The 24,902-nt window shown below is 61.2% G+C and carries 25 protein-coding genes; 17 read left to right on the forward strand and 8 right to left on the reverse strand.

Translation table 11 applies throughout. The features are described from left to right. Positions 1-93 precede the first annotated feature (93 nt). The 5 genes from AC1DE4_RS07690 to rplI all read left to right on the forward strand — a co-directional run bounded on the left by AC1DE4_RS07690 (position 94) and on the right by rplI (position 4,577). Positions 94-1,869 (forward strand): adenylate/guanylate cyclase domain-containing protein, encoded by a 1,776-nt coding sequence (locus AC1DE4_RS07690; protein WP_169681069.1) that lies wholly within the window; start codon positions 94-96, stop codon positions 1,867-1,869. A 253-nt stretch (positions 1,870-2,122) separates the two neighbouring features. Continuing rightward, entirely contained in the window at positions 2,123-2,581 is a 459-nt protein-coding gene (gene rpsF / locus AC1DE4_RS07695) for a 30S ribosomal protein S6 (protein ID WP_018857377.1), read from the forward strand. A 12-nt stretch (positions 2,582-2,593) separates the two neighbouring features. Then, complete coding sequence (gene rpsR / locus AC1DE4_RS07700) at positions 2,594-2,842, forward strand: 30S ribosomal protein S18 (protein WP_004680498.1); 249 nt, start codon at positions 2,594-2,596, stop codon at positions 2,840-2,842. A gap of 154 nt (positions 2,843-2,996) precedes the next feature. After that, positions 2,997-3,980, forward strand: a complete 984-nt coding sequence (locus AC1DE4_RS07705; RefSeq protein WP_018857378.1) for a YybS family protein — start codon at positions 2,997-2,999, stop codon at positions 3,978-3,980. A gap of 21 nt (positions 3,981-4,001) precedes the next feature. After that, entirely contained in the window at positions 4,002-4,577 is a 576-nt protein-coding gene (rplI, locus tag AC1DE4_RS07710) for a 50S ribosomal protein L9 (protein ID WP_025659829.1), read from the forward strand. Between the two features lie 57 nt (positions 4,578-4,634). On the opposite strand, the gene AC1DE4_RS07715 is transcribed toward rplI, so the two are convergent. From AC1DE4_RS07715 to AC1DE4_RS07725, 3 genes are read right to left on the reverse strand one after another with little or no spacing between them, the layout of a single operon-like run. Continuing rightward, complete coding sequence (locus AC1DE4_RS07715; protein ID WP_018857380.1) at positions 4,635-5,699, reverse strand: HlyD family secretion protein; 1,065 nt, start codon at positions 5,697-5,699, stop codon at positions 4,635-4,637. A 15-nt stretch (positions 5,700-5,714) separates the two neighbouring features. Then, positions 5,715-7,397, reverse strand: coding sequence for an MFS transporter (locus tag AC1DE4_RS07720; protein WP_169681071.1), 1,683 nt, complete (start codon positions 7,395-7,397; stop codon positions 5,715-5,717). Between the two features lie 10 nt (positions 7,398-7,407). Then, the gene (locus AC1DE4_RS07725; RefSeq protein WP_018116191.1) at positions 7,408-7,851 is read right to left on the reverse strand and encodes a MarR family winged helix-turn-helix transcriptional regulator; all 444 of its coding nucleotides are present in this window, start codon (positions 7,849-7,851) and stop codon (positions 7,408-7,410) included. 339 nt (positions 7,852-8,190) lie between these two features. Between AC1DE4_RS07725 and AC1DE4_RS07730 the strand changes: the two genes are divergently transcribed. Then, positions 8,191-9,687: a replicative DNA helicase gene (locus AC1DE4_RS07730; RefSeq protein ID WP_018857382.1), complete on the forward strand. Its 1,497-nt coding sequence runs from the start codon at positions 8,191-8,193 to the stop codon at positions 9,685-9,687. A gap of 31 nt (positions 9,688-9,718) precedes the next feature. On the opposite strand, the gene AC1DE4_RS07735 is transcribed toward AC1DE4_RS07730, so the two are convergent. The 3 genes from AC1DE4_RS07735 to AC1DE4_RS07745 form a co-directional block, all read right to left on the reverse strand. Beyond that, positions 9,719-10,021, reverse strand: coding sequence for an AzlD family protein (locus tag AC1DE4_RS07735; RefSeq protein WP_018857383.1), 303 nt, complete (start codon positions 10,019-10,021; stop codon positions 9,719-9,721). After that, the gene (locus AC1DE4_RS07740; RefSeq protein ID WP_018857384.1) at positions 10,018-10,722 is read right to left on the reverse strand and encodes an AzlC family ABC transporter permease; all 705 of its coding nucleotides are present in this window, start codon (positions 10,720-10,722) and stop codon (positions 10,018-10,020) included. Before AC1DE4_RS07740 ends, AC1DE4_RS07735 begins: the two co-directional genes overlap by 4 nt. 72 nt (positions 10,723-10,794) lie before the next feature. Continuing rightward, a complete protein-coding gene (locus AC1DE4_RS07745) occupies positions 10,795-11,616 on the reverse strand; it encodes an AraC family transcriptional regulator (protein ID WP_025659832.1) in 822 nt (273 codons plus the stop codon). 179 nt (positions 11,617-11,795) lie between these two features. Between AC1DE4_RS07745 and alr the strand changes: the two genes are divergently transcribed. Further along, entirely contained in the window at positions 11,796-12,962 is a 1,167-nt protein-coding gene (gene alr, locus AC1DE4_RS07750; protein WP_192241505.1) for an alanine racemase, read from the forward strand. A gap of 4 nt (positions 12,963-12,966) precedes the next feature. Here the strand turns inward: alr and AC1DE4_RS07755 are convergent, their stop codons facing one another. Further along, the gene (locus tag AC1DE4_RS07755; protein WP_113470709.1) at positions 12,967-13,602 is read right to left on the reverse strand and encodes a LysE family translocator; all 636 of its coding nucleotides are present in this window, start codon (positions 13,600-13,602) and stop codon (positions 12,967-12,969) included. A gap of 150 nt (positions 13,603-13,752) precedes the next feature. Between AC1DE4_RS07755 and radA the strand changes: the two genes are divergently transcribed. The 4 genes from radA (at position 13,753) to AC1DE4_RS07775 (ending at position 18,363) form a co-directional block, all read left to right on the forward strand. Beyond that, positions 13,753-15,156: a DNA repair protein RadA gene (gene radA, locus AC1DE4_RS07760; RefSeq protein WP_018857388.1), complete on the forward strand. Its 1,404-nt coding sequence runs from the start codon at positions 13,753-13,755 to the stop codon at positions 15,154-15,156. A gap of 93 nt (positions 15,157-15,249) precedes the next feature. Further along, positions 15,250-15,879, forward strand: a complete 630-nt coding sequence (locus AC1DE4_RS07765) for a CvpA family protein (RefSeq protein ID WP_169681077.1) — start codon at positions 15,250-15,252, stop codon at positions 15,877-15,879. A 171-nt stretch (positions 15,880-16,050) separates the two neighbouring features. Beyond that, entirely contained in the window at positions 16,051-17,541 is a 1,491-nt protein-coding gene (gene purF / locus AC1DE4_RS07770) for an amidophosphoribosyltransferase (RefSeq protein ID WP_018857390.1), read from the forward strand. Between the two features lie 78 nt (positions 17,542-17,619). Further along, complete coding sequence (locus AC1DE4_RS07775) at positions 17,620-18,363, forward strand: SDR family NAD(P)-dependent oxidoreductase (protein ID WP_062369333.1); 744 nt, start codon at positions 17,620-17,622, stop codon at positions 18,361-18,363. A 7-nt stretch (positions 18,364-18,370) separates the two neighbouring features. Here the strand turns inward: AC1DE4_RS07775 and AC1DE4_RS07780 are convergent, their stop codons facing one another. Then, a complete protein-coding gene (locus tag AC1DE4_RS07780) occupies positions 18,371-19,117 on the reverse strand; it encodes a glycoside hydrolase family 25 protein (RefSeq protein WP_477880824.1) in 747 nt (248 codons plus the stop codon). Positions 19,118-19,475: 358 nt separating this feature from the next. Between AC1DE4_RS07780 and cysS the strand changes: the two genes are divergently transcribed. From cysS to cimA, 6 genes are read left to right on the forward strand one after another with little or no spacing between them, the layout of a single operon-like run. Next, on the forward strand, positions 19,476-20,867 hold the full coding sequence (gene cysS / locus AC1DE4_RS07785) for a cysteine--tRNA ligase (protein WP_025659838.1): 1,392 nt from the start codon (positions 19,476-19,478) through the stop codon (positions 20,865-20,867). Next, positions 20,864-21,340 carry a GFA family protein gene (locus tag AC1DE4_RS07790; protein ID WP_018857394.1) on the forward strand — a complete coding sequence of 159 codons (477 nt, stop codon included), beginning with the start codon at positions 20,864-20,866 and terminating at the stop codon, positions 21,338-21,340. The genes cysS and AC1DE4_RS07790 overlap by 4 nt, the downstream gene beginning before the upstream one ends. Then, entirely contained in the window at positions 21,337-21,825 is a 489-nt protein-coding gene (locus AC1DE4_RS07795) for a GFA family protein (protein WP_169681079.1), read from the forward strand. The genes AC1DE4_RS07790 and AC1DE4_RS07795 overlap by 4 nt, the downstream gene beginning before the upstream one ends. Then, positions 21,822-22,301: a GFA family protein gene (locus tag AC1DE4_RS07800; RefSeq protein WP_169681081.1), complete on the forward strand. Its 480-nt coding sequence runs from the start codon at positions 21,822-21,824 to the stop codon at positions 22,299-22,301. Before AC1DE4_RS07795 ends, AC1DE4_RS07800 begins: the two co-directional genes overlap by 4 nt. Further along, positions 22,294-23,253 carry a prolyl aminopeptidase gene (gene pip / locus AC1DE4_RS07805; RefSeq protein WP_169681082.1) on the forward strand — a complete coding sequence of 320 codons (960 nt, stop codon included), beginning with the start codon at positions 22,294-22,296 and terminating at the stop codon, positions 23,251-23,253. Before AC1DE4_RS07800 ends, pip begins: the two co-directional genes overlap by 8 nt. A 29-nt stretch (positions 23,254-23,282) precedes the next feature. Further along, a complete protein-coding gene (gene cimA, locus AC1DE4_RS07810; RefSeq protein ID WP_018857398.1) occupies positions 23,283-24,899 on the forward strand; it encodes a citramalate synthase in 1,617 nt (538 codons plus the stop codon). The last annotated feature ends 3 nt before the right edge of the window (positions 24,900-24,902 follow it).

Here is a 24,902-nt window from a genome sequence, read left to right on the forward strand (position 1 = left end):
GAACTTTGCCCGCGCGGCAATTTCCGCTTCTCCGTCCTGCGCAATTCAGCTACGTTTATAGGGCTCTGTGTAGGGCCGCGGGGAGCTCATTCCGTGGAACGGAAGCTCGCAGTCATCCTTGCCGGCGACGTGGCCGGTTACAGCCGCCTTGTTGCAGCCAACGAGGAGGATGCGCTTGCGACCCTGAGCGTCTACAGCACCACGATTGGTGACCTCGTTTGCGAGCATGGCGGGCGGATTTTCGGCAGCTCCGGAGACAGCGTGGTGGCGGAATTCCACAGCGCAGTGCAAGGCGTTCGCGCAGCGGTCGCCATCCAGCGCGCGCTCAATCGCCGAAACGCCGACTTGCCTGTGGATCGCCGAATGGAGTTTCGCCTCGGGCTCAATCTCGGGGACGTCGTGGTTTCCGGCGATAACCTGCTCGGCGACGGGGTGAATGTCGCCGCCCGCCTTCAGGAGGTGGCGCTACCTTCGGGTATCTGCATCTCTGGCGCCTTGCGCGAGCAGATCGAAGGAAAGCTGGACTTCCCTCTCGTGCCGATGGGCGATCGTACGCTGAAGAACATTCCGCGCCCGGTGCCTGTGCATAAGGTCGACTGGACCGGCGAGGACCCCGTGGAGGGCGGCGCGCTCGGGGGGCCGCTCCGACTGCCTGACAAACCCTCGATTGCGGTATTGCCCTTCGTCAACATGTCCGATGACCCAGAGCAGGAGTTCTTCGCCGATGGCTTGACCGAAGACATCATCACCGCGCTTTCGCTCTACCGCTGGTTTTTCGTCATCGCCCAGAATTCTTCCTTCGCCTATAAGGGGCGGGCCGTCGACGTGAAGCAGATTGGACGCGATCTCGGTGTCCGCTATCTCGTGGAGGGTAGTGTGCGCAGGTCCGGGACGCGGGTCCGCGTCACGGGGCAGCTGATCGAAGCGGAGAGCGGCGTTCACCTCTGGGCACAGCGCTACGACCGCGAAATCGCCGACATCTTCGCCATCCAGGACGAGCTCACCCAAAATGTCGTCGGCGCCATCGAGCCGGAAATCCTGATAGGCGAAAGCCGCCGGGCACTGCTTAGAACGACGGACAATCTTGATGCCTATGAAAGCCATATGCGCGGCACATGGCTCCACAATGCCCAGGATACCGCCGAACACTTCATCGAATCCATAGCCTGGCATCGCCGAGCCATCGAGCTCGACCCCGAATTCGCACGCGCTCACATGATGCTGGCTCGCTCGCTCTACGCGCGCTGTTTCCACGGCTTCAGCAGCGATGTCGACAGGGACAGCACGGAACTTCGGGCGGAGGCAGAGCGCGCAGTGGCGCTCGATCCGCGCGATCCCTATTCCCACTACGCCATGTGTCTTGGCCATTTCGTCGCTCACAACGCCCCGGCCGCAGTAGAAGAGGCACAGCAGGCGATCGATCTCAATCCCAATTTCGCGCTGGCGCATATGGGACTTGGGTGGGCCAGAATCTTCACTGGCCACTTTGCGGCAGCTTGCGATCCACTCCATATGGCCCTGCGGCTCAGCCCGCATGATCCCCTGGCCTACCTCATCCTCGACCGGCTGGCGCTGTCGAACTACCATCTCGGCAACTACGAGGAAGCGATCCACTATTCCGAGCGCGGCCTTTCCCTGCGACGCGCCTATTTCAATCGCGTCGTTCTTCTTGCAAGCCTGGGGCAATTGCAGCGGCGCGAGGAGGCACAGCGCCTGATCCCGGAAATTCTCGCGAATGTCCCCGCCGACCTGGAGCATTACTGGAAGATCCTGACGCCCTACGTCGACCCCGGTCACTACGACCATTTCGTCGACGGGCTGCGCAAGGCCGGGCTACCGTCGTTGAACTCGCAACGAGAACATTGCTGACTGTCCCTTGCGTTTCCGCCAAAAATCCGTATAAGCGCCCTGTTCGCAAACCCGGTCTTCTGGCTGGTGGCTGAACGGAGGGCCGGTTTCCTACGGGAAATCGTTCGGAACGGAAGCGTTCCAGCCTCCCGTGTCTCCGCTCTCGACCGTCTCGGAAACGCTTTTCTTGCCTGGGTCCGCCCATTCAGGAGCAGTCGTTGAGGCTTAGCCGCCGAATATCGGGTTGAATAAACGCAAGAAAGGCAAAGCTGTCATGGCTCTTTATGAACATGTATTCCTTGCCCGACAGGATATTTCCGCTCAGCAGGTTGATGCCCTCGTAGAACAGTACAAGGGTGTTATCGAAGCTAACGGCGGTAAGGTCGGGCGCGTAGAAAACTGGGGCCTCAAGTCCCTCACCTACCGTATCAAGAAGAACCGCAAGGCTCACTACGTTCTCGTCGACATCGACGCCCCGGCTGCTGCCGTGCAGGAAATGGAACGTCAGATGCGCATCAGCGAAGACGTCCTGCGCTACATGACGATCGCTGTTGAAAAGCACGAAGAAGGCCCGTCTGCCATGATGCAGAAGCGCGACCGCGACGACCGCGGCCCGCGTGAAGGCGGCGACCGTGGCCCGCGCCGCGAGTTCGGCGACCGTCCGCCGCGCCGGGATGGCGACTTCCAGCGTGGTCCGCGTCCGGACCGTGCTCCCCGCGAAGACCGTGCATAAGGAGATCTAAGAATGTCTGAAGCTTCCTCCGCTCCGGTTCGTCGCCCGTTCCACCGTCGTCGCAAGACTTGCCCGTTCTCCGGCGCAAACGCTCCGCGCATCGACTACAAGGACGTTCGTCTCCTGCAGCGCTACATTTCCGAGCGCGGCAAGATCGTTCCTTCCCGTATCACGGCTGTTTCCCAGAAGAAGCAGCGCGAACTCGCCCAGGCGATCAAGCGCGCTCGTTTCCTTGGCCTGCTGCCGTACGTCGTCGCTTAATCAGCCGACGAGACCAAATCGAGGGAAGGCAGCAGTGCCTTCCCTTCTCCCTTTCGCGATGGGCGCGGATCGGAACTCTTAAAACCCATGTTGAGGCTTTTCTGAAGCTGTTCAGAAGAACCCTCTAACTGCTCGATGAAGCAGGACAGCGACCGTGAACCGACTGAACACAAAAACGCTAAGCATTGGCGCACTCGCCGGAGTGACCGCAGCACTTCTGGTGCTCGGCGCGAGCCTGCAGCCGTCGTTCAGCGCGGTCCTCTACGCTGCTTCGGCACTTCCCATTCTTCTCGTCGGCCTCGGCTGGGGCAACATGGCGGCAATCTCTGCCGTCGTCGCAGCCGCTGTAGTCGGCGCGATCGCCATCTCGCCGTCCTTCGCGCTGATGATGACGCTGGTCACGCTGCTTCCGGCCGGGTGGCTCAGCCACCTTGCGAATCTTGCCCGTCCCGCCTCGGAGCTTGGCGGGCCTGAGCATCTGATGGCCTGGTATCCGCTTTCGGATATCCTGCTGCATCTCTGCGGCCTCGTCACCATCGCGGTGATCGTCGTTGGCGTGATGATCGGTTACGGTCCTGAGCTCATCGACCGGCTGGTCGATGTCCTGTTCGGCTCGCTTGCGCAGCAGCAGCCAGAGTTTTCGCCCGATCCGGCAGTGACGGCACAAACCAAATCGCTGGTCCTGCTCATGCTGCCTGCCATCCAGGGCGGCATGTGGGTGGTCATGCTGTTTTCCGCCTACCACATCGCAACCCGGATCGTCAGTGCATCCGGCCGTGGTCTGCGTCCGCGTGAGGACATTCCTTCGGCACTGCGCATGAACCGCAATTCAATCTTCGTTTTTCTCGTTGGGCTTGCCGCCACGTTCTTCGGCGGCATACCGGCGATGATCGGAGCAACCGTCGTCGGCACCTTCGGCGCCGGCTTCCTGCTTTCCGGCTTCGCCGCGCTGCACTTCCGCACGCGCGGCAAGGATTGGCGCCTGCCGGCACTCATCCTCTGCTACCTGGCATCGCTCGTCCTGATGGTGCCAGCCTTTTTCATCCTCGTGGTGGGACTGAGCGATACCCGCAAGGCGATCGCACTGACCCCGAACAAGGATGTCGATGCCCCCAAACAGACAGACACGAAAATCTAAAGACACGAAAGGAACACCAACATGGAAGTCATTCTTCTTGAACGCATCTCCAAGCTCGGCCAGATGGGCGAAACCGTAAAGGTTCGCGACGGCTTCGCTCGTAACTACCTCCTGCCGCTCGGCAAGGCTCTTCGCGCCAACGAAGCCAACAAGAAGCGTTTCGAATCCGAGCGCGCAACGCTCGAAGCTCGTAACCTCGAGCGCAAGTCGGAAGCACAGAAGGTTGCTGACGTTCTCGACGGCAAGTCCTTCATCGTCGTTCGCTCGGCTGGCGAAACCGGCCAGCTGTACGGCTCGGTTGCTGCTCGCGACGTCGTTGAAATCCTCGCTGCCGAAGGCTTCAACATCGGCCGCAACCAGGTTCACCTGAACACCCCGATCAAGTCGATCGGCCTGCACAAGGTTGAACTGCAGCTCCACGCTGAAGTCGAAATTCACGTCGAGCTCAACGTTGCGCGTTCGGCTGAAGAAGCTGGCCGTCAGGCGAAGGGCGAAACCCTCACCTCCGTCGATGCCATCTACGGCGTTGACGAAGACGCCCTGCGTCCGGAAGACTTCTTCGATCCGGAAGCCGACCTCGAAGGCGACGAAGCTTAATCTTCAGAGAAACCTCTCTGGAATGTACGAAAGCCCGGCTCACGCCGGGCTTTCTGCTTATTTGGATGCTGTGTTCTGTTGCGGCGCGGCACTTTTGTCGACATCGACGACGACCGAGAGACCCGGGCCCAAGTCCTTGACTGCCGGCTGGTCGGGATCGAAGCGGATGCGCACGCCGACACGCTGCGCGATCTTCACGAAATTGCCGGTCGCATTGTCAGCCTTGATGACCGCGAACTCCGATCCGGCGGCCGGCGAGAAGCGCTCGATGTACCCCCTCAGCTGCCGCCTGCCGAGCGCATCGACGGTGATGGTTACCGGCTGGCCGACCTGCATGCCGTAAAGCTGCGTTTCCTTGAAATTCGCGACGACCCAGACGTCCTCCGGCACGACCGCCATGAGCTGCGTGCCGGCCGTCACGTACTGCCCGATTCGAACCCCGACTTCGCCGAGGTGACCGTCGCGTGGCGCCAGGATCCTGGTGTTCTGGAGGTCGATTTCCGCCAGATGCACCACGGCTTCAGCGCTTGAGACGTTGGCTTCCAGCAGCGAACGGTTGACGATGATCGTCGCAAGGTTTTGCTTGGAAACCTCGAGTGCGGCCTTCGCCTGGTTCAGGGCGGCCTTTGCCTGGTCAAGCGTCGCCTGTGCGGCCTCTGTCTCACTCTGCGATGCGATCCCGCGGTTGCTGAGGTTGTTTACGCGATCCCAGGCCTGCTGCGCGCGCGTCAACGCTGCGTTCGCGCTATCGATCTGCGCCTCGCTGGAGGCGATACTCGCCTTTGCCGCAAGCTCGGACTGGCGGGAATTCTCGAGCGACGCCTTCTGCCCGTCGAGCGCAGCACGCGCCTGGGCAAGCTTCTGGACGTAAATGCGGTCATCGATCTGGGCGAGCGTGTCGCCCTGCTTGACCTGCTGATAGTCCTTCACGGGCACATCGACGACATAGCCGCTCACCTGTGGACTCAAGATCGTGACGTAGCCTCGAACATAGGCATTGTCGGTCGTCTCCACTGACGTGACGAACGGCGGAAGGCGCCATGCATAGAGAACGAGAAGGACGCCGGCGATGCCGGCGAGCACTGCGATGATGGTCGAGGGGGACCGAAGAAATTTCAACATGCTGACGCCCTGAGATCACGATTGAGCGGGGATTGCATCGGACTGGCCTGTCCCTGACCACGGCAGCCGGCGCCACGCTTGATGCAGAAGAATGACGATCAGGCCGAAGACGGAGGAGTAGCCGATGACAAGGAACGTATCGTTGTAGGCGAGAATATAGGCCTCGCGGCTGACCTGCTGCGCGAGCAACATCAGGGCCTCCGCGTTGAGCAGCGTCTTGTCGCCAAGCACTTTGCCGTAGGCCGCGCTCATCTGGGAGATGCGCTGCGCCACGATCGGATCTTGCAGCAGAATATGCTCGACGAGCACGTTCGAGTGGAACTTCTCCCGGATCGTCACGAAAGTCCCGAGCATCGCCGAGGCAAAGAGCGAGCCAATGCTCTGCGTGAAGACGAAGATCACCAGGAAATTCACGATATACTGCACGCCGCGGGAGATCGCCGCCTTGAAGCCATTCGCCATGACAGGCGGCAGGAACATCGCCGCACCGGCGGCGACCATCGCCTGGCTCAGATACATCTGAGGCGGACGCGTCAGGCTCGTCGACTGGCTGTCCATGAAGGCGCCGGCTGCAATAAGGGCGAGCGCCAGCACGTGGGCGGTCTCGACGTAACGGGTCGTCATCAGAAATGCGCAGAAAAGACCACCAACCAACGAGGCGAGGAGAATGATCGCGTAGAGCGTCACGGTCTGATCGTTCAGAAGCCCGAGCTGCTGATAGAAATTGGCAGCGGTTGACGACTGCTCGGAGGAGACGAAGCGGAAGAGCAGCAGGACGCCTGCCATCCGCAGGTTCGCGCCGGTGAACAGCCAGCGGAAATCGATCAGGGGACTGGCGCGTGGCAACTCCATGGCGAGCATGAGCGCAAGCGAGCCGACCGACACCGCCAGCAGCACGCCGATCCACGGCGCCTCGAACCACCAATAGAGCCGGCCAAGCGTCAATACGACGGCGAGACATCCGAAGCCGACCGCCAGCAGGAGATAGCTCACTATATCCTGCCGCTGGATGACATTGGCCCGCGGCGGTGCTGTGAGCGGCAGCAGATAGATGATTGGAAAGGCGACGAGCGCGAGCCCCATCTCGAACATATAGAGCGCCTGGTAGCCGCCGAAATGAAGCAGCGAGGGCGAGACGATGCGCGCCACCGGCGAAGCAAACAACGTACACATCAGCGCAAGGCTGATCCCCAGCGAGAGCTTCTTTTCCTGGGGGAAAGGCTCCAGCATGTAGAGGAAGCCGAGCGTCGACAGCGGTGCTGCAGCCATGCCGCTCAGCGTGCGCACGACGATTGCGGAATGCAGGTCGGTGATAAGAAGATTGAGCACCGCCGCAGCGACGAAGCAGATAATGCCGAGTTCAGCGAAACGGCGAAGGCCGTATTGGCTACGGATCTTGAAGAGTGCAATCGACATGCTGGCGTAAGGCGCCATGTAAGCCGCCGACAGCCAGGAGAGTTCAGTCGTGGTCGCCGAAAACGAACCCTGCAGCTGATAGATATTGGCGGTGAGCAGGTTCATGCCGAGGCCCTGCGTCAGAAAAAGCAGGACCGACGCCGCCATGTAGAGCGGCATTTTCCAGGCCGGCATCGGTACGCCCGCCGCTGGAGGCGGCGACGGCATCGGTTGCGTGTCCGGCTTCGCCTCCCCGGCTGGCCTTGGCGCCACATTGTCGTTGGCGGTCTGGGCGAGGCTCATCGGCAGGACCTCAAATTCCCCGAATGCCCTGCAGGTTGGCTTGCATGGCCCGTATCACGTCCAAAGTAGTCTTCAGATCGCTTTCGGGAATACCGGCAATGACCTGCGCCCGCACTTTTACTGCGATGTCTTCAATCTCACCCGCCACGACCTTGCCGGTCTCGGTGATGTAGATTTCCTTGGCACGGCGATCGGAGCCGGCCACGCGCCGCTGCACGAAGCCCTGCGCTTCCATCGCATCGAGGATCCTGACGAGCGTTGGCGTCTCCAGCTCCAGCCGTTCGGCAAGTTCGCGCTGATTGATCCCATCTTTCTTGTTGAGCGTGAAGAAGACCCGGGCGCGCGGCAACGTCATGCTGCGCTCCCGCACTATCTTGTCGAAGACGGCCCTAAGCTTGCGATTGAAGGCAGCAAGGTCTTCGATTAGCTCACGCCCAAGGGTGGGTTTTGCCATATATTTCAGCCCCATTTTGTTAGTGCACTAATTATATCCTTACTACCTATATTATTTTCCGTTGTTTTTCAAGTGCCGACGCGCCTGCTCGGATGCAAGTCTCCTCCGACAGGCCTAGACTACCAAATAAGGCACAATGGAAGTGAGTCGTTTTGGCCGTGTTCCGCAGGTGACACTTTCGGTATTTTTGCATTAACCGCAAGTGAGACTGTGGAGAAGTCGAACAATGGGCAAAGCTCCCCTGTATCGACGGCGGCATTGGCGTCTTCTCTCTTCCGCACTTGATTTTGTCGCGCGCGCGCGCCACACCCGAAGCTGAACAAGACAGAACGGATCAAGATGAACGACGTCGCTCGAAAGATTGCCGCCGTTGCTCCCGCGGAGCAGCACTACCGGGAAGCCCCGAACAATATCGAGGCCGAACAGGCGCTTCTCGGCGCGATCCTGATGAACAACGACGCCTATTATCGGGTGTCGGACTTCCTGAAGCCGATCCATCTCTACGAACCGCTGCATCGCAAGATTTTCGAAGTCGCGGGCGACATCATCCGCATGGGCAAGATCGCCAATCCGGTGACGATCAAGACCTTCCTCAAGGCTGAGGAAAAGGTCGGTGACATGACGGTCTCCGAATATCTGGCGCGTCTTGCCCGCGAAGCCGTCACCATCATCAATGCCGAGGACTATGGTCGCGCGATCTACGATCTGGCGCTGCGTCGCGCGCTGATCACCATCGGCGAAGACGTCGTCAACATCGCCTATGACGCCCCGCTCGACATGCCGCCGCAGACACAGATCGAAGATACGGAACGTCGTCTGTTCGAACTCGCCGAGAACGGCCGCTACGATGGCGGCTTCCAGTCCTTCAACGATGCCGTGGCGCTTGCGATCGACATGGCAGCCGTCGCCAAGGAGCGCGACGGGGGTCTGTCCGGCATCTCCACCGGCATCCATTCGCTTGACGGCAAAATGGGCGGTTTGCAGCGTTCTGACTTGATCGTGCTTGCCGGTCGTCCGGGTATGGGCAAGACTTCGCTAGCGACCAACATCGCCTACAATATCGCGGCTGCCTATGAAGGCGAAGTGCAGCCCGATGGCAGCTACAAGGCCAAGAACGGCGGCGTCGTCGGCTTCTACTCGCTCGAAATGTCCTCCGAACAGCTGGCCACCCGTATCATCTCGGAACAGACGGAAGTCTCCTCCTCGAAGATCCGCCGCGGCGACATCAACGATGCCGACTTCGAAAAGCTCGTTGCCTGCTCGATGATGATGCAGAAGGTGCCGCTCTATATCGACCAGACCGGTGGTATCTCGATCGCGCAGCTTTCCGCCCGCGCCCGCCGCCTGAAGCGCCAGCGCGGCCTCGATTGCCTGGTCGTCGACTACATCCAGCTGATGACCGGCTCGGGCAAATCAGGCGAAAACCGCGTGCAGGAAATCACCCAGATCACGACGGGCCTGAAGGCGCTCGGTAAGGAACTCAACGTTCCGATCATTGCACTCTCCCAGCTGTCGCGTCAGGTCGAAAGCCGCGACGACAAGCGCCCGCAGCTTTCCGACCTTCGTGAATCCGGCTCGATCGAGCAGGACGCCGACGTCGTGCTCTTCGTGTTCCGTGAGGAATACTACGTCAAGAACCTCGAGCCGCGCGATCCGAACGATCCGAAGTATGCCGAATGGGAAGCGCTGTTCGACAAGGTGAAGGGTACGGCCGACGTCATCATTGCCAAGCAGCGCCACGGGCCGACCGGTACGGTGAAGCTCGCCTTCCAATCGGAATTCACCCGATTCGCCGACCTCGCCGATCCCTCCTTCATTCAGTACGAAGAGCACTGACGGGACCCTTTCCGTGAGCACACTGCTCGATCTACAAGCCGGCAGTTCGCAGGATGGCAACGGTCGCCACACCGACGGCAACACTTGCGAGCATCGGCAGCCGCCGCGCTGCGAGCGCCGTCACCAGGGAGGCCGCCGTTTCGGCCCAGCCTGTCGCAAAGGCGGTGGGCGCGATGACAGCCATCAGAACCGCTGGCGGTATCGCCTCGATGGCCGTGCGAGTCTGTTCCGTCATCTCGACATGGCGAAGGAGAAACAGGCCGCTCATGCGGGTCAGCACCGTTGCAGCCGCCATGGCGAGGATCGCAAGAAGCGTATGTAAGTCCAGGGTCATGCCGTGACTGCCTTTGTCTTGCCTGTCCAAAGCGCCGCGGCAAGTCCAGCGAGGGCCCCAGCTGCGATGTACCAAACGCCGGGCACGAATTGGTGCACCAGAACAGCGGCCAGCGCACTGGCGGCGAGCACCGAGCCCGTCGCGCGTCCCTTCCAGAAACCCATTGTCAGCACGACGAAGACTGCCGGAAAGGCGAAGTCGAGCCCGATCGCGGCAGGGTTGCCAAGGAAGGCCCCGAGCGATGCGCCAACCAGGGTCGACCCGACCCAGGCTGCATAGAACGGCGCCGCGACGCCCGCAAACCATGATGGCGTCAGTCGCGCTACGCCCACACGGAACTCTGCGATCGCCCATATCTCATCGGCGAGGAACAGCATGGCGGCATACTTCCGCAAGCCCGAGAAGGCCTGCATCTTCGTGCCTATCGATGCGCTCATCAGGACATGGCGGATATTGACAAGCAGGGCGGCAAATCCGACGCCCGCCCAACTGGCGGGGTGCGTCCAGATATCCATAGCGACAAACTGCGAGCCACCGGCAAAGACGAGTGCGCTCATCAGAGTGGCTTCGAGAGCAGACAGCCCTTTCGTGGCCGAAACCGCGCCAAAGACAAGACCGATCGGAATGACGGCGACGACGAGCGGCAGGATTGCCTTTGCCCCGGCAAGAAAATCGTCTGTCCGTCGCCTTTGAGTGAACATTGAAACCTCCAGAACTGCGAAAGTTCGGAGGGTGTTAAGCCGTTGCACGGCGATGGTCTTGAACGAAAGTGATCAACCCACGCGATACTGCCCCGGCGTGACGCCCGTGCGTGCCTTGAAATGGCGGGTGAAGTGCGCCTGGTCGGCGAAACCGCATTGGATCGCCACATCGGCGGGCGCTTGCCCTGCCCGCAACAGCTTGCGCGCCTCGCGCACCCGCTTGTCGGTCAGGAAGGCATGCGGAGTGATGTGATATTCGCGCCGGAATGCCCGGATGAGATGCGCGCGACTCAGACCCGCGACGTTAGCCAATTCGTCCAGCCCGACGTCGCTGTCGAAATTGTCGGTCAGATAGTCTCGCGCGCGGCCGACTGCGGTGCGCTCCTTGGTGTCCACCGGCACGACGATCGTGCTGCCGTAACGCTGGAAGATCGCAGCAAGCACGCGAAACATCGCCTCCTCGGATTCCAACGCTCCGGCGCCGCTCTCCAAGACGCGATGGGCGGCGTGGAAGGTGGCGGCCATCTCGGGATCGCTGAGAAGCTCCTTGGGGAAGGATGGGGTGGCGTTGAAGGCCTTGCCGGTCACGTCTTCGAGGATATCGACGAAGAGTTTGGTGTCCGGATAGATCATTCGGTAGCGATAGCCATCGCCACCCGGCACACCGTCATGCACGACGCCCGGGTCGATGAGATAGAGATCGCCTGCGCCGGTTTCCTCCCGGACGCCCTTCATCGTCGCGATCTGCGTGCCGCTTTCGATCGCGCCGATCGAGAAGGTGTCATGGGCATGCGGCGCATATTCATGCGTCACGAAGCTCGCGCTCAGGCACTCCATGTTACGGAAACGCCGGTCGCGCCAGAACCGTGCCCGCTCCATGCCTGCCAGCGGCATCGCGTCGGCCGCCTCTTTCTGCGATACGTTCTCCATCGAACCAAACTACTGCAGGCGCGCCCCTGCGTCTTGAACAAAAGTGATCGCAAGATGGATATCTCCTTGGCTTGCTTCCACTTTGCCTTATTGATCTCTAGACTGCGACCCGACTAGCACTCTCCCTATTTTTGTGAAGCACGATGACTGATTTTGTTGATAGTTTCGAAGATGAAGACCCATTCGACTCCGCTGGCCTGCGCCTGACCGTCGATCTGACGGCGCTGACGGAAAACTGGAAGGACATGGCGCGGCGCTCCGGCAAGGCGCGAGCCTCCGCGGTCGTGAAGGCGGATGCCTACGGCACCGGGATCGAAGACGCAGGCGAGGCGCTTTTCATGGCCGGCGCACGCGATTTCTTCGTGGCGACCGTCGATGAGGGCGTGACGCTTCGGCCTTATGCGCCCGACGCCCGCATTTTTGTCCTGTCCGGCGTCTGGCCTGGTACAGAGCGGCGGCTCTTCGAAAACGACCTCGTCCCGGTCATCTCATCGGAGGAGCAACTCGCCTTTTGGATGGCGGTTCTTGCCGACTACGGCGACTACCCCTGCGCGCTCAATGTCGATACGGGCTTCAACAGGCTGGGCCTTTCCATGGAAGAGGCAATGGCGCTCGCTGACGACGTTTCACGCCCGGCAAGTTTTGCGCCGGTGCTCGTCATGAGCCATCTCGCATGCAGTGACGACCATTCCTCGGAGATGAACAAGCAACAGCTTGAATCATTTCGGCAGTTTAGCGCGGCGTATGAAGGCATCGATTCAAGTCTTGCGGCGTCGGGCGGCATCTTCCTCGGCAGCGACTATCACTTCGATCTCACGCGCCCCGGCATAGCACTCTATGGCGGCGAAGCGGTCAACGGCCTGGCGAACCCGATGCGACCGGTGGTGACCGCCGAGGCGCGGATCATTCAGGTGCGCACGGCCAAGGCAGGCGAGTTCGTCGGCTACGGCCGTGCCTTGCAACTGACCCGCGACAGCAGGCTCGCCGTCGTGTCGGCGGGCTATGCCGATGGCTACCTGCGTAGCCAGTCGAGCGGTGGCGTGCCACTGCGACAGGTCGTGCCCGAGGGAGGTTATGGCTTCCTGGCTGGCCGGAAGATTCCCATTGCCGGCCGAATCACCATGGACCTGACGATTTTCGACGTCACTGACCTTCCGGAAAACGCAGTGCGCGCAGGCGATTACGTGGAATTGTTCGGAAAGAACGTGCTGGTCGACGACGTCGCTAGGTCGGCGGGTACGATCGGCTACGAAATCCTGACCAGCATCGGCCTTCGGCACGAGCGGCGTTACCTGCACGAGGAAGACTAAGGACCTAGCGCGTCGTTAGCGCCAATCGCACGCCCAGTGCCACCAGCAGCGCGCCAAGGCCGCGATCGAGCCAGAGGCCGATACTCTTTCTGCGTTTGATGAGATCGGCGAGGCGCCCTCCCGCCAGGATGAGCGGCGGCTCGATGAAGGCTGCAACGACAATGATGAAGACGCCATGGACCGCCAGCTGCAGCCACGTCGGTCCGGCACCCTCCACCACGAACTGCGGGAGGAAGGCGAGGAAGAAGACCGCGACTTTCGGGTTCAGCAGCGAAACGAGGATGCCCTCCTTGTAGACGCGGCTCCAGGGCAGGACATCCTTCGCCGCATTGACCAGGCCTCCTCCGCCCTTCGAGCGCAATGCCTGAATGCCGAGCCAGACGAGGTAGATCGCGCCGACCCACTTCACCACCGAGAAGGCCAGCGCGGAGGCGGCGAGGATCGCCGAAAGACCAAATGCCGCCATCGCCACATGCAGGCCGGCGCCCGTCCAGATGCCGAACAGCGCGGCGAAGCCGGTCCTCGTGCCGCTTTTGACGGTGTGGCCGAGAATGAAAGCCATGTCCGGACCGGGCGACAGATTGAGCAGGACCGCCGCGGTCAAGAACGCGATCCAATGCGCAAGCGAGTAATCCAGCATCGTCGTGGCCTCCAAGACAGTGGAGAACAGGTGCCACCGCAGCCCCTGATAGGGAAATCATTAGTTTTGATCGGTGCCGGGAATGATTATTTGAGCCATCAAAGTGATTCGATGCGACGCGTTGCGGCCATCCAACCGAAAGCATGATTGATGGCGAAGGCCAGGACACATTTCATCTGCCAGAGCTGCGGCGCGGTCCACAACCGCTGGGCGGGCAAATGCGATAACTGCGGCGAGTGGAATACCATCGTCGAAGAAGACCCGATGGGCGGCATCGGCGGCGGCCCGGCGAAGACGCCGAAGAAGGGCCGGCCGGTCACCCTGACGACGCTGTCAGGCGAAATCGAGGAAGCTCCACGCATCCACACAGGCATTTCCGAACTCGATCGGGCTCTCGGCGGCGGCTTCGTGCGCGGCTCGGCCGTGCTGATAGGCGGCGATCCCGGCATCGGCAAATCGACGCTGCTGATGCAGGGAGCGGCAGCTCTATCGCGCCATGGCCACCGCGTCATCTACGTATCGGGTGAAGAGGCGGTCGCCCAGGTACGGCTGCGTGCGCAGCGCCTGCAGGCTGCCGACACCGATGTGCTGCTCGCCGCGGAAACCAATGTGGAGGACATTCTGGCGACGGTCGCCGAAGGCAAGCGGCCCGATCTCGTGATCATCGACTCGATCCAGACGCTTTGGAGCGAACTGGCCGAGTCCGCGCCCGGAACCGTAACGCAGGTACGCACCGGCGTTCAGTCGATGATCCGCTTCGCGAAACAGACCGGTGCAGCCATGGTTCTTGTCGGTCACGTCACCAAGGACGGACAGATCGCGGGGCCGCGTGTCGTTGAGCATATGGTCGATGCCGTGCTCTACTTCGAAGGCGATCGCGGTCACCACTATCGCATCCTGCGAACGGTCAAGAACCGCTTTGGGCCGACGGACGAGATCGGTGTCTTCGAGATGTCGGACAAGGGATTGCGCGAGGTTGCCAATCCATCCGAGCTATTCCTTGGCGAGCGCAACGAGAAATCACCGGGAGCGGCCGTCTTTGCCGGCATGGAGGGCACGCGCCCGATCCTGGTCGAAGTGCAGGCGCTCGTTGCCCCGACATCGCTCGGCACCCCGCGCCGCGCAGTGGTCGGCTGGGACTCGGCGCGCCTGTCGATGATCCTTGCCGTACTCGAGGCGCATTGCGGCGTTCGGCTCGGTCAGCACGACGTCTATCTGAACATTGCAGGCGGTTACCGCATCTCGGAACCGGCGGCCGATCTCGCCGTGGCCTCGGCCTTGGTTTCATCGCTCGCCGGTATTGCCCTGCCGGCCAATTGTGTCTATTTCGGCGAAGTCAGCCTGTCGGGCGCCGTCCGGCCGGTTTCACAGACGTCCCAGCGCCTCAAAGAAGCCGAGAAGCTGGGCTTTTCTGCCGCGCTGCTTCCCTCGGCGTCAGCCGACCTGCCAAAGGGTTCCGGCGGTCGCTGGAGCGAGATCGAGAGCCTTCCGGACCTGGTTGCACGCATTGCCGGTTCGAAAGGCGCACTGCGACGTGTGGAAGAAGAGGTTTGATCCTTTCATCGCCTACACCGGTGATGTTATAGGAAGCACGCAATGAGGCGCGACCAAGCCGTATATAAACGGCGGTCCTGGAGTTGAATTTATATGCCCATTACGATTTTCGACGGTATTGTCATCGGCGTCGTTCTTTTCTCCGCCGTACTTGCAATGGTCCGCGGCTTCTCCCGCGAAGTTCTTTCTATCGCAAGCTGGGGCGGCTCTGCAGCCGCCGCATACTATTTCTATCCCTACCTCGTCCCCTACGCGAAGAAGTACACCGACGACGACCGCATCGCGCTCGTCGGTTCGGCAGCTGTCGTGTTCCTGATCGCGCTGATCGTGATCTCCTTCATCACCATGAAGATCGCGGACTTCATCATCGACAGCCGGATCGGGGCGCTGGACCGCACTTTGGGCTTTCTCTTCGGCGCGGCTAGGGGCATACTTCTTCTCGTCGTGGCCGTCGCCTTCTGGAACTGGCTCGTGGACGCGGATCACCGCCCGGCCTGGGTGAACAACGCCAAGTCGAAGCCGTTCCTGGACTCGATGGTCGTCAAGTTGCAGTCCGTACTACCGGCGGAATTCGCGCAAATGGTGCGGGCGAGCGTGATGGACAAAATTCAGCCGCAGGGCGGCAATACTGACAGCGGCAACGCGCCGGCATCCGACCAGGCGGCGCCAGCCGAAGATGCAGCTCCTGTCCCTGCAACCGGCGCACAGCAGCCGTCTAATTGACGCAGTGTTCAACAGCTTGACCCGCCGCCTGGCAATTGCCATCTGAGCGGAACGTGAATAAAGGTCCGGCCGGGCATCCGCTCTGCCGGGCCTCAGCCGTTTAAAACGCATGATCACGGCGTCATGCTATGGAAAGCCGATCCATTCTTGTGAGAGCAAAGGCCCGCATCGATGAACCAGTCCCATTCCTTGACGCTTAATGACGAATTCGATGGAGACACCCTCCACGAAGAATGCGGCGTCTTCGGCATTCTTGGCCATGACGATGCGTCTACCCTGACCGCGCTCGGCCTGCATGCACTTCAGCATCGCGGGCAGGAAGCAGCCGGCATTGTCTCGTTCGATGGACTGCGCTTTTATTCCGAACGTCACATGGGTCTCGTCGGCGACCATTATACCAATCCGACCACGCTTGCTCGCCTGCCCGGAAACATCTCCATCGGCCACAACCGCTATTCAACGACCGGGGAAGTCGCCCTCCGCAACGTGCAGCCGCTCTTCGCCGAACTTGAAGTCGGCGGCATCGCTATCGCCCACAACGGCAACTTCACAAATGGCCTGACCCTTCGTCGCCAGTTGATCGCCGGTGGCGCCATCTGTCAGTCGACCTCCGATACGGAAGTGGTTCTCCACCTCATCGCCCGCTCGCGCTACACCTCCACGGCCGACCGCTTCATTGATGCTATTCGCCAGATGGAAGGCGGCTATTCGATGCTCGCCATGACACGCACGAAGCTCATCGCGGCACGCGACCCCACGGGTATCCGCCCGCTGGTTATGGGCGAACTCGACGGCAAGCCGATCTTCGCTTCCGAGACCTGTGCACTCGATATCATCGGCGCGAAATTCATCCGCGACGTCGAGAACGGCGAAGTCATCATCTGCGAGATCCAGCCTGATGGTTCAATCTCGATCGACGCGCGCAAGGCCGGTAACGGCCAGCCGGAACGCCTCTGCCTGTTCGAATATGTCTATTTCGCCCGCCCTGACTCGGTGGTCGGCGGTCGCAGCGTCTATGTCGCGCGCAAGAACATGGGCATCAATCTTGCAAAAGAAGCCCCGGTTGACGCCGACGTCGTCGTTCCGGTTCCGGATGGCGGCACGCCGGCTGCACTCGGCTATGCTCAGGAAAGCGGCATCCCCTTCGAATACGGTATCATCCGCAACCACTATGTCGGCCGCACCTTCATCGAACCGACGCAGCAGATCCGCGCCTTTGGCGTCAAGCTGAAGCATTCCGCCAACCGGGCGATGATCGAAGGCAAGCGCGTCGTGCTCGTCGACGATTCGGTCGTGCGCGGCACGACGTCGCTGAAGATCGTGCAAATGATCCGCGATGCCGGTGCCAAGGAAGTGCACCTGCGCGTCGCAAGTCCGATGATCTATTATCCTGATTTCTACGGCATCGACACGCCTGATCGCGAGAAGCTTCTCGCCAACCAGTACGACAGCCTAGAGGCCATGTGCAAATATATCGGCGCGGACTCGCTGGAATTCCTGTCGATCAACGGCCTTTATCGCGCCGTCGGCGGCGAGGATCGCAATGACGCCCGTCCGCAGTTTACCGACCACTACTTCACCGGTGACTATCCGACCCGCCTCCTCGACAAGGAAGGCGAAACGATGGGCCGCAAGGTTTCCCTGCTCGCGACCAACGGCTGACAGCCATTGGCTTTGACATTTGATTAAGGGGCGCTTATTGCGCCCCTTAATTCTTCAGCGACGCAGGACCGGGGCACAATGACTATCAACCTTGAAGGCAAGATCGCGCTCGTTACCGGCGCATCCCGAGGTATCGGCTATTTCACGGCGCTGGAGCTGGCAAAGGCCGGAGCGCATGTGATTGCCTGCGCCCGCACGGTCGGCGGCCTCGAGGATCTCGATGATGCGATCAAGGCCGCTGGTGGCTCCGCCGCTACCCTCGTCCCGTTCGACCTCGCCGACATGAACGCCATCGATGCGCTCGGTGCCTCGATCTTCGAGCGCTGGGGCAAGCTCGACATTCTCGTCGCCAACGCAGGTGTGCTCGGCGTGATTTCGCCAATCGGACATGTCGAGGCAAAGACCTTCGAGAAGGTGATGAACATCAACGTCACCGCGACATGGCGGCTGATCCGCTCGGTCGATCCGCTGCTTTCGCGCTCCGACGCCGGCCGCGCCGTCATTCTCTCATCGGGTGCTGCGCACAAGTGTCGTCCGTTCTGGGGCCCCTACTCCGCTTCCAAGGCAGCCGTCGAAGCACTGGCGCGCACGTGGGCTGGCGAAACGCAGCGCACGCCGCTTCGGATCACCAGTGTCGATCCGGGTGCGACCCGCACTGCTATGCGTGCCCAGGCTGTCCCGGGAGAAGATCCCGAGACGTTGCCGCATCCCTCCGAGGTCGCCAAGGCGATCCTGCCGCTGGTCGGCCCTGATGTGACCGAAACCGGTAAGCTCTTCATCGTCCGCGAGAACAAGCTCGTCGACTACCGCCTACCGGAATAAGCACGCTTCACTTGGCGGCCAGAGCCGGGAACAGGTGCGCGAAACCTGTTTCCGATGGGCAGAGCGCGTTAAGGTCGACCGAACCCTTAATGCCATCCAGCCCGCCGTTGTCAGCGAATTGCCAGATCGACCAACCGCCGCAGTCCTCCCGTTTCGGCGCCTGGCCGATGCTGCGTAGCCAGAGATAGTGATCAGGAAAACGTGCCTCGTTGCCCTTCAGGTACTGATCGAAGAATTGCTGGTTCAGGTAGAAGATCGGTTTGCCGGGATAGGCACCGTTCAGCTCATCAAAGAACGCGCTGATCTCGGCGCTCAACTCCTCGAGCGTCGGCACCTTGCCGCAGTTTCCGGTAAATTCGAGGTCGATCGCGATCGGCATCGCATCCATTTCGACCGGGACGGTTCCCATGACATTGCGCGCCTGTTCGCGGCCGGGGCGGCAGAAGGTGAAGAAGTGATAGGCGCCACGCACGATGCCGGCGTCCCTCGCCGCCTTCCAGTTTTCGGCAAAACGCTTGTCGCGGTGGTCGCCCCCCTCGGTCGCCTTCATGATCGCGAAACGGACGTTCGGCTGGCGTGCCAGCGCTTGCCAATCTATGGCACCCTGATGGTGGCTGATGTCGACGCCCTGTATGGGATAGTCCGCAAGCGTCGGAGGTGTGAACGGTGCCATGGCGCGATCGTCTGACAGATACGATGCGACCGCGACAGCTAGAATCACCACCGCGAGGACTGTTCGATAGAGGGTTTTCATCACTCCAATGGTCTTTCGTTTTCCTTGACGCGTTGTAGCAGAATTTCGTGAGGTCGCGGCGGATGGCATCAGCCCGGCCCTGCGCTTGCGCTTCGGGCGTTCGGCGCTGCAATCGATTCACTGGATCGATTGCTCCGGTTAGGGGCCGGACCGCTTCTCACCCCCCTTGACCAAACCGGGTTAGCGCGCCATAAAACCCGCCATGAAAACGGTTATCTGCATTATCTGCCGGAAGATTATTCGCTAGCGCGCTCGCTGGCCTGGCCGTTTTCGTCTCCTGAAAAGTCCAAGATGAGAAACGCCCCGGCCCGCCGGGTAGCAGCATTTTTTTCGGATCATTGCATTTGGGAGAGTAGACATGGCCGGCGCGCCAGACACAAAGAAGCCGGAACTGAAGCTTTACAACACGCTGACGCGCGAAAAGACGGCCTTTGCGCCGATCGATCCGCAGAACGTGCGCATGTATGTCTGCGGCCCTACCGTCTATGACTACGCCCATATCGGCAATGCACGCCCGGCCATTGTCTTCGACATTCTGTTCCGCCTGCTCCGGCACGTCTATGGCGCCGAGCACGTCACCTATGCGCGCAATATCACTGATGTCGATGACAAGATCAATGCAAGGGCTCTGCGGGACCATCCCGGTTTGCCGCTGAACGAGGCGATCCGCCTGGTCACCGAAAAGACCGAGACGCAATATCTCGAAGATGCAAAGGCGCTCGGCTGCCTCGACCCGACGATCCAGCCCCGGGCGACAGAAAACATCGCCCAGATGATCGAGATCATCGAGAAGCTGATCGCCAAGGGCCATGCCTATCAAGCGGCCGGCGAAGTGCTGTTCGACACGAAATCGATGGTCGACTATGGCCAGCTTTCGAAGCGCAATCTCGATGAACAGCAGGCCGGAGCCCGCATCGCCGTCGATGCGCACAAAAAGAACCCCGGCGACTTCGTGCTCTGGAAACTCTCGAGCGAGAGCGAGCCAGGCTGGGAGAGCCCCTGGGGCCGTGGCCGCCCCGGCTGGCATATCGAATGCTCGGCCATGAGCGAGCGCTATCTCGGCGAGGTCTTCGACATCCACGGCGGCGGTCTCGACCTGATTTTCCCGCACCATGAGAACGAGATCGCACAGTCGCGTTGCGCCCATGGCACCAAGGTCATGGCGAATGTCTGGATGCACAACGGCTTCCTGCAAGTCGAAGGCCGCAAGATGTCGAAGTCCGAAGGCAACTTCGTCACCATCTATGAACTGCTGCATACTCAGAAGTTCGGCGGTCGGCAGTGGCCAGGCGACGTGCTGCGCCTTGCAATGCTGATGACTCATTATCGCGAGCCGATCGATTTTTCCGTCAAGCGGCTGGAAGAAGCCGAGCGCCTTCTCGCCAAATGGCCAGCAGCCGATGCCGCGGGCGCAGAGCCCGATGCCACGGTGGTCAGGGCCTTGGCCGACGACCTCAACACGGTGGCGGCGATCCAGGCGCTGCATACGCTTGCCCAGTCCGGCGATCACGCAACGTTCGCCGCGAGTGCCGCGCTGCTCGGCGTCCTTCCTGAGATGGCCGAGATCGACGAGGCGGTTGCGATCGAAATCGACCGGCGCGTGAAGGTACGGCTCGAATTGCTGAAGGCGAAGAACTTCGCCGAGGCCGACAAGATCCGCGAGACGCTGCTTGCCGAAGGCATCCAGCTCAAGGACGGCAAGGATCCGGCTACTGGCGAGCGGGTAACGACATGGGAGGTGAAGAGATGAACACCTATACCGGCGGATGCCAGTGCGGAGCAATCCGCTTCCGGGTTCGCGGAACCTTGAAGGATTCATCCATCTGCCATTGTCGCATGTGCCAGAAGGCGTTTGGCGCCTACTACGCACCTCTGGTTTCCGTCCGTGGCGCAGAGTTCGAGTGGACGCGCGGCGAGCGCAAGCGCTTCCGCTCGTCGAACCTGGTCGAGCGCGGCTTCTGCGCCGATTGCGGTACGCCACTGACATACGAGGCGCCGGATGGCATGGCGATCGCGGCTGGCGCCTTCGACGATCCCTCGGCGCTTCCGCCGGTCATTCAGTTCGGCACGGAGCGCAAGATCGGCTTCGTCGATCACCTGCATGAGTTGCCCGCGCGCGAGACCGAAGAGGACGTTGAGGCTGCGCCCTTCGTGCTCGACATCGTTTCCTACCAGCATCCGGATCACGACACGACCACCTGGCCCGAGGAGAGGAACCCGTGACAACAGCTGCGGCTCTGAGCGGAGGTTGCCAATGCGGCGCGGTTCGCTACCAGGTCGTGGGTGAACTCGGCTATCCGCACCTTTGCCACTGCCGCATGTGCCAGAAGGCGGCTGGAAACTACTTCATGCCGCTCGCCGCCGCCAAGCGAAGGGTTTTTGCGCTGACGCGTGGCGAACCGAAGTGGTTTCACTCGTCCGATATCGTCCGCCGCGGCTTTTGTGCCGACTGCGGGACGCCGCTTTTCTATGATGTTCCGGATGCGGATTTCGTCAACATCGTGCTCGGCTCCTTGGACGATCCCGATAGCGTCAAGCCGGTGATGCAATCGAACACCGGACGCAAGATGAGCTGGTTTCATGAGCTCGACGTACTGCCCATCGAGCCCGAAGCGGAAACGCCCGAGAGCGAAAACGCGATTGCCGCCAGCAATCACCAGCACCCCGACCACGACACAGCACATTGGCCAACCGGAGCGTCAGCATGAGCGAACCCATTCGTACCGGCGGCTGCCAATGCGGCGCGGTCAGATTCCGCACCAGCGGCAAGCTTGGCCGCCCCTCGATCTGCCATTGCCGCATGTGTCAGAAGCAGTTCGGCGGCCTCTTTTCCGCCCTTGTGACCGCGCCTGACGAGGGGATGGAGTGGACACGCGGCGAACCCAGCTATTTCCAGTCGTCGGTCAATATCGAGCGCGGCTTTTGCAAGAACTGCGGCACGCCGATGACCTACCGCCACCCGGGCGGCCTCGAACTGGCGATCGGCACGTTCGACGAGCGCAGCGACCTGGCCCCGCAGATCCAAGTCAACTACGACGCCCGCATTCCCTGGGTCGAGACTATCTTCGACCAACGCATTCACAAAGAACCCGATTTTTATGCACGGCAGGAGGCGATCATCTCCTTCCAGCATCCCGATTACGATACTGCAATCTGGCCAACCGAAGGCGTAGAACATGACTGAAGTGCTCCGTACTCTCTATCCCGAAATCGAACCCTATGCCTCAGGGCATCTCGACGTCGGCGATGGCCACAAGATCTATTGGGAACGTTCGGGCACAGCGGGTGCAAAGCCGGCAGTCTTCTTGCACGGCGGACCGGGCGGCGGCTTCTCTCCGAGCCACCGCCGCCTGTTCGATCCCGCACTCTACGATGTGCTGCTGTTCGACCAGCGCGGATGCGGCAAGTCCACGCCGTATGCCGATCTCAATGCCAACACCACCTGGCATCTCGTCGCCGATATCGAGCGACTGCGTGAAATGGCAGGCGTCGAGAAGTGGCAGGTGTTCGGCGGTTCGTGGGGCTCGACGCTGGCGCTCGCTTATGCCGAGACGTACCCGGAACGCGTTTCCGAACTGGTCGTGCGCGGTATCTATACGCTGACCAAAGCCGAGCTCGACTGGTACTATCAGTTCGGCGTGTCGGAAATGTTCCCCGACAAGTGGGAGCGCTTCATCGCGCCGATCCCGCCCGAAGAGCGCCACGAGATGATGCTGGCCTACAATCGCCGGCTCACTGGTGCGGACCGGTCCGTTGCCCTTGAGGCCGCTCAAGCCTGGAGCATCTGGGAAGGCGAGACAATCACGCTGCTGCCGGAAAAATCGACCAGCGGCAAGTTCGAGGATGCCGACTTCGCCTACGCCTTTTCCCGGATCGAAAACCACTTCTTCGTCAATGCCGGCTGGATGGACGAAGGCCAACTGCTGCGCGATGCCTACAAGCTGAAGGATATTCCAGGCGTCATCGTGCATGGCCGCTACGACATGCCCTGCCCGGCAAAATACGCCTGGCTGCTGCACAAGGCGTGGCCGCAGGCTGAGTTCCATCTGATCGAAGGCGCCGGACACGCTTATTCGGAGCCCGGCATCCTCGACCAGTTGATCCGGGCTACGGACAAGTTCGCCGGAAAGCAATAACGAGGCACAAGGCCGACAGGACGACCATCATGACACGCGAAAAGATCTACCTCTTCGACACGACGCTCCGCGACGGGCAGCAGACGCCCGGCATCGACTTCTCCGTCGAGGACAAGATTGCGATCGCGAGCATGCTGGATGAGTTCGGCCTTGATTATGTCGAAGGCGGATATCCCGGCGCCAATCCGACGGACTCCGCCTTCTTCAGCGAGAAGCGCACGACACGGGCCCGCTTCGTCGCCTTCGGAATGACGAAGCGAGCCGGCATCTCGGCCTCAAATGATCCGGGCCTCGCAGCCCTCCTGCAGGCTGAGAGCGACGCGATCTGTTTCGTTGCCAAGAGCTGGGACTACCATGTGAAGGTCGCGCTCGGCTGCACCAACGAGGAAAATCTCGAAAGCATCGCCGAGAGCGTCAAGACCGCCGTTGCCGCCGGTAAGGAGGCAATGGTCGACTGCGAACATTTCTTCGACGGCTACAAGGCAAACCCCGCCTATGCCATCGCCTGTGCAAAGACGGCCTATGACTCCGGCGCGCGCTGGGTCGTTCTCTGCGACACCAACGGCGGCACGCAGCCGCCGGAAATCCGCGCGATCGTCGAGGCGCTGATCGTGGCGGGCGTTCCCGGGCACTGTCTCGGGATCCATGCGCATAACGATACCGGTCAGGCGGTGGCCAATTCGCTCGCAGCCGTGGAGGCAGGCGTTCGCCAGATCCAGGGCACCTTGAACGGGATCGGCGAGCGCTGCGGCAATGCCAATCTCGTGACGCTGATCCCGACACTGGCGCTGAAGGAAACCTATTCCCATCGCTTCGAGACAGCGATCGACAGTGAACGGCTGACCAACCTGACGCGCCTGTCGCATGCATTTGACGAACTTCTGAACCGCTCGCCGGACCACCAGATGCCCTATGTCGGCGCTTCGGCCTTCGCGACCAAGGCCGGCATCCATGCCTCCGCGCTGCTCAAGGATCCCCGCACCTACGAGCACGTGACGCCTGATAGCGTCGGCAATTTCCGCAAGGTCATGGTCTCCGACCAGGGCGGCAAGGCGAATTTCATCAACGCTTTGAAGCGCCGCGGCATCGAGGTCGGCAAGGATGATCCGAAACTCGACCGCCTGATTGCGCTGGTCAAGGAGCGGGAGGCTTCCGGTTACGCCTACGAGGGCGCCGACGCGAGCTTCGAACTATTGGCGCGCCGCACCCTCGGAACCATCCCGGAATTCTTCTCGATCGAGGGCTTCCGCGTCATGGTTGAGCGCCGCTTCGATTCCCATGGCCGCGTGAAGATCGTCTCGGAAGCGGTCGTGAAGATCGTCATCGAGGGGCAGACGATCATGTCGGTTGCCGAAGGCGACGGCCCGGTCAACGCGCTCGACCTCGCGCTGCGCAAGGATTTCGGGAAGTATCAGCATGAGATCGACGATCTGGTGCTGGCCGACTTCAAGGTGCGTATTCTCAATGGCGGCACCGAGGCCATCACCCGCGTTCTCATCGAATCCACCGATAGCGACGGCGTGCGCTGGTGGACGGTCGGCGTGTCCGAGAACATCATCGATGCGTCGTTCCAAGCGCTTGTTGACTCGGTCATCTACAAGCTGATGAAGAACCGGCAATTGGCGGGCAAGATCGCGGCGGAGTAGCCG

The sequence above is a fragment of the Rhizobium sp. 10N414 genome (assembly GCF_056394785.1).

Coding starts and splice junctions, on each gene's coding strand:
- rpsF (WP_018857377.1), top strand. CDS start 2,123: ATGGCTCTTTATGAACATGTATTCCTTGCCCGACAGGATATTTCCGCT.
- rpsR (WP_004680498.1), top strand. CDS start 2,594: ATGTCTGAAGCTTCCTCCGCTCCGGTTCGTCGCCCGTTCCACCGTCGT.
- rplI (WP_025659829.1), top strand. CDS start 4,002: ATGGAAGTCATTCTTCTTGAACGCATCTCCAAGCTCGGCCAGATGGGC.
- AC1DE4_RS07715 (WP_018857380.1), bottom strand. CDS start 5,699: ATGTTGAAATTTCTTCGGTCCCCCTCGACCATCATCGCAGTGCTCGCC.
- AC1DE4_RS07720 (WP_169681071.1), bottom strand. CDS start 7,397: ATGAGCCTCGCCCAGACCGCCAACGACAATGTGGCGCCAAGGCCAGCC.
- AC1DE4_RS07725 (WP_018116191.1), bottom strand. CDS start 7,851: ATGGCAAAACCCACCCTTGGGCGTGAGCTAATCGAAGACCTTGCTGCC.
- AC1DE4_RS07730 (WP_018857382.1), top strand. CDS start 8,191: ATGAACGACGTCGCTCGAAAGATTGCCGCCGTTGCTCCCGCGGAGCAG.
- AC1DE4_RS07735 (WP_018857383.1), bottom strand. CDS start 10,021: ATGACCCTGGACTTACATACGCTTCTTGCGATCCTCGCCATGGCGGCT.
- AC1DE4_RS07740 (WP_018857384.1), bottom strand. CDS start 10,722: ATGTTCACTCAAAGGCGACGGACAGACGATTTTCTTGCCGGGGCAAAG.
- AC1DE4_RS07745 (WP_025659832.1), bottom strand. CDS start 11,616: ATGCCGCTGGCAGGCATGGAGCGGGCACGGTTCTGGCGCGACCGGCGT.
- alr (WP_192241505.1), top strand. CDS start 11,796: ATGACTGATTTTGTTGATAGTTTCGAAGATGAAGACCCATTCGACTCC.
- AC1DE4_RS07755 (WP_113470709.1), bottom strand. CDS start 13,602: ATGCTGGATTACTCGCTTGCGCATTGGATCGCGTTCTTGACCGCGGCG.
- radA (WP_018857388.1), top strand. CDS start 13,753: ATGGCGAAGGCCAGGACACATTTCATCTGCCAGAGCTGCGGCGCGGTC.
- AC1DE4_RS07765 (WP_169681077.1), top strand. CDS start 15,250: ATGCCCATTACGATTTTCGACGGTATTGTCATCGGCGTCGTTCTTTTC.
- purF (WP_018857390.1), top strand. CDS start 16,051: ATGAACCAGTCCCATTCCTTGACGCTTAATGACGAATTCGATGGAGAC.
- AC1DE4_RS07775 (WP_062369333.1), top strand. CDS start 17,620: ATGACTATCAACCTTGAAGGCAAGATCGCGCTCGTTACCGGCGCATCC.
- AC1DE4_RS07780 (WP_477880824.1), bottom strand. CDS start 19,117: ATGAAAACCCTCTATCGAACAGTCCTCGCGGTGGTGATTCTAGCTGTC.
- cysS (WP_025659838.1), top strand. CDS start 19,476: ATGGCCGGCGCGCCAGACACAAAGAAGCCGGAACTGAAGCTTTACAAC.
- AC1DE4_RS07790 (WP_018857394.1), top strand. CDS start 20,864: ATGAACACCTATACCGGCGGATGCCAGTGCGGAGCAATCCGCTTCCGG.
- AC1DE4_RS07800 (WP_169681081.1), top strand. CDS start 21,822: ATGAGCGAACCCATTCGTACCGGCGGCTGCCAATGCGGCGCGGTCAGA.
- pip (WP_169681082.1), top strand. CDS start 22,294: ATGACTGAAGTGCTCCGTACTCTCTATCCCGAAATCGAACCCTATGCC.
- cimA (WP_018857398.1), top strand. CDS start 23,283: ATGACACGCGAAAAGATCTACCTCTTCGACACGACGCTCCGCGACGGG.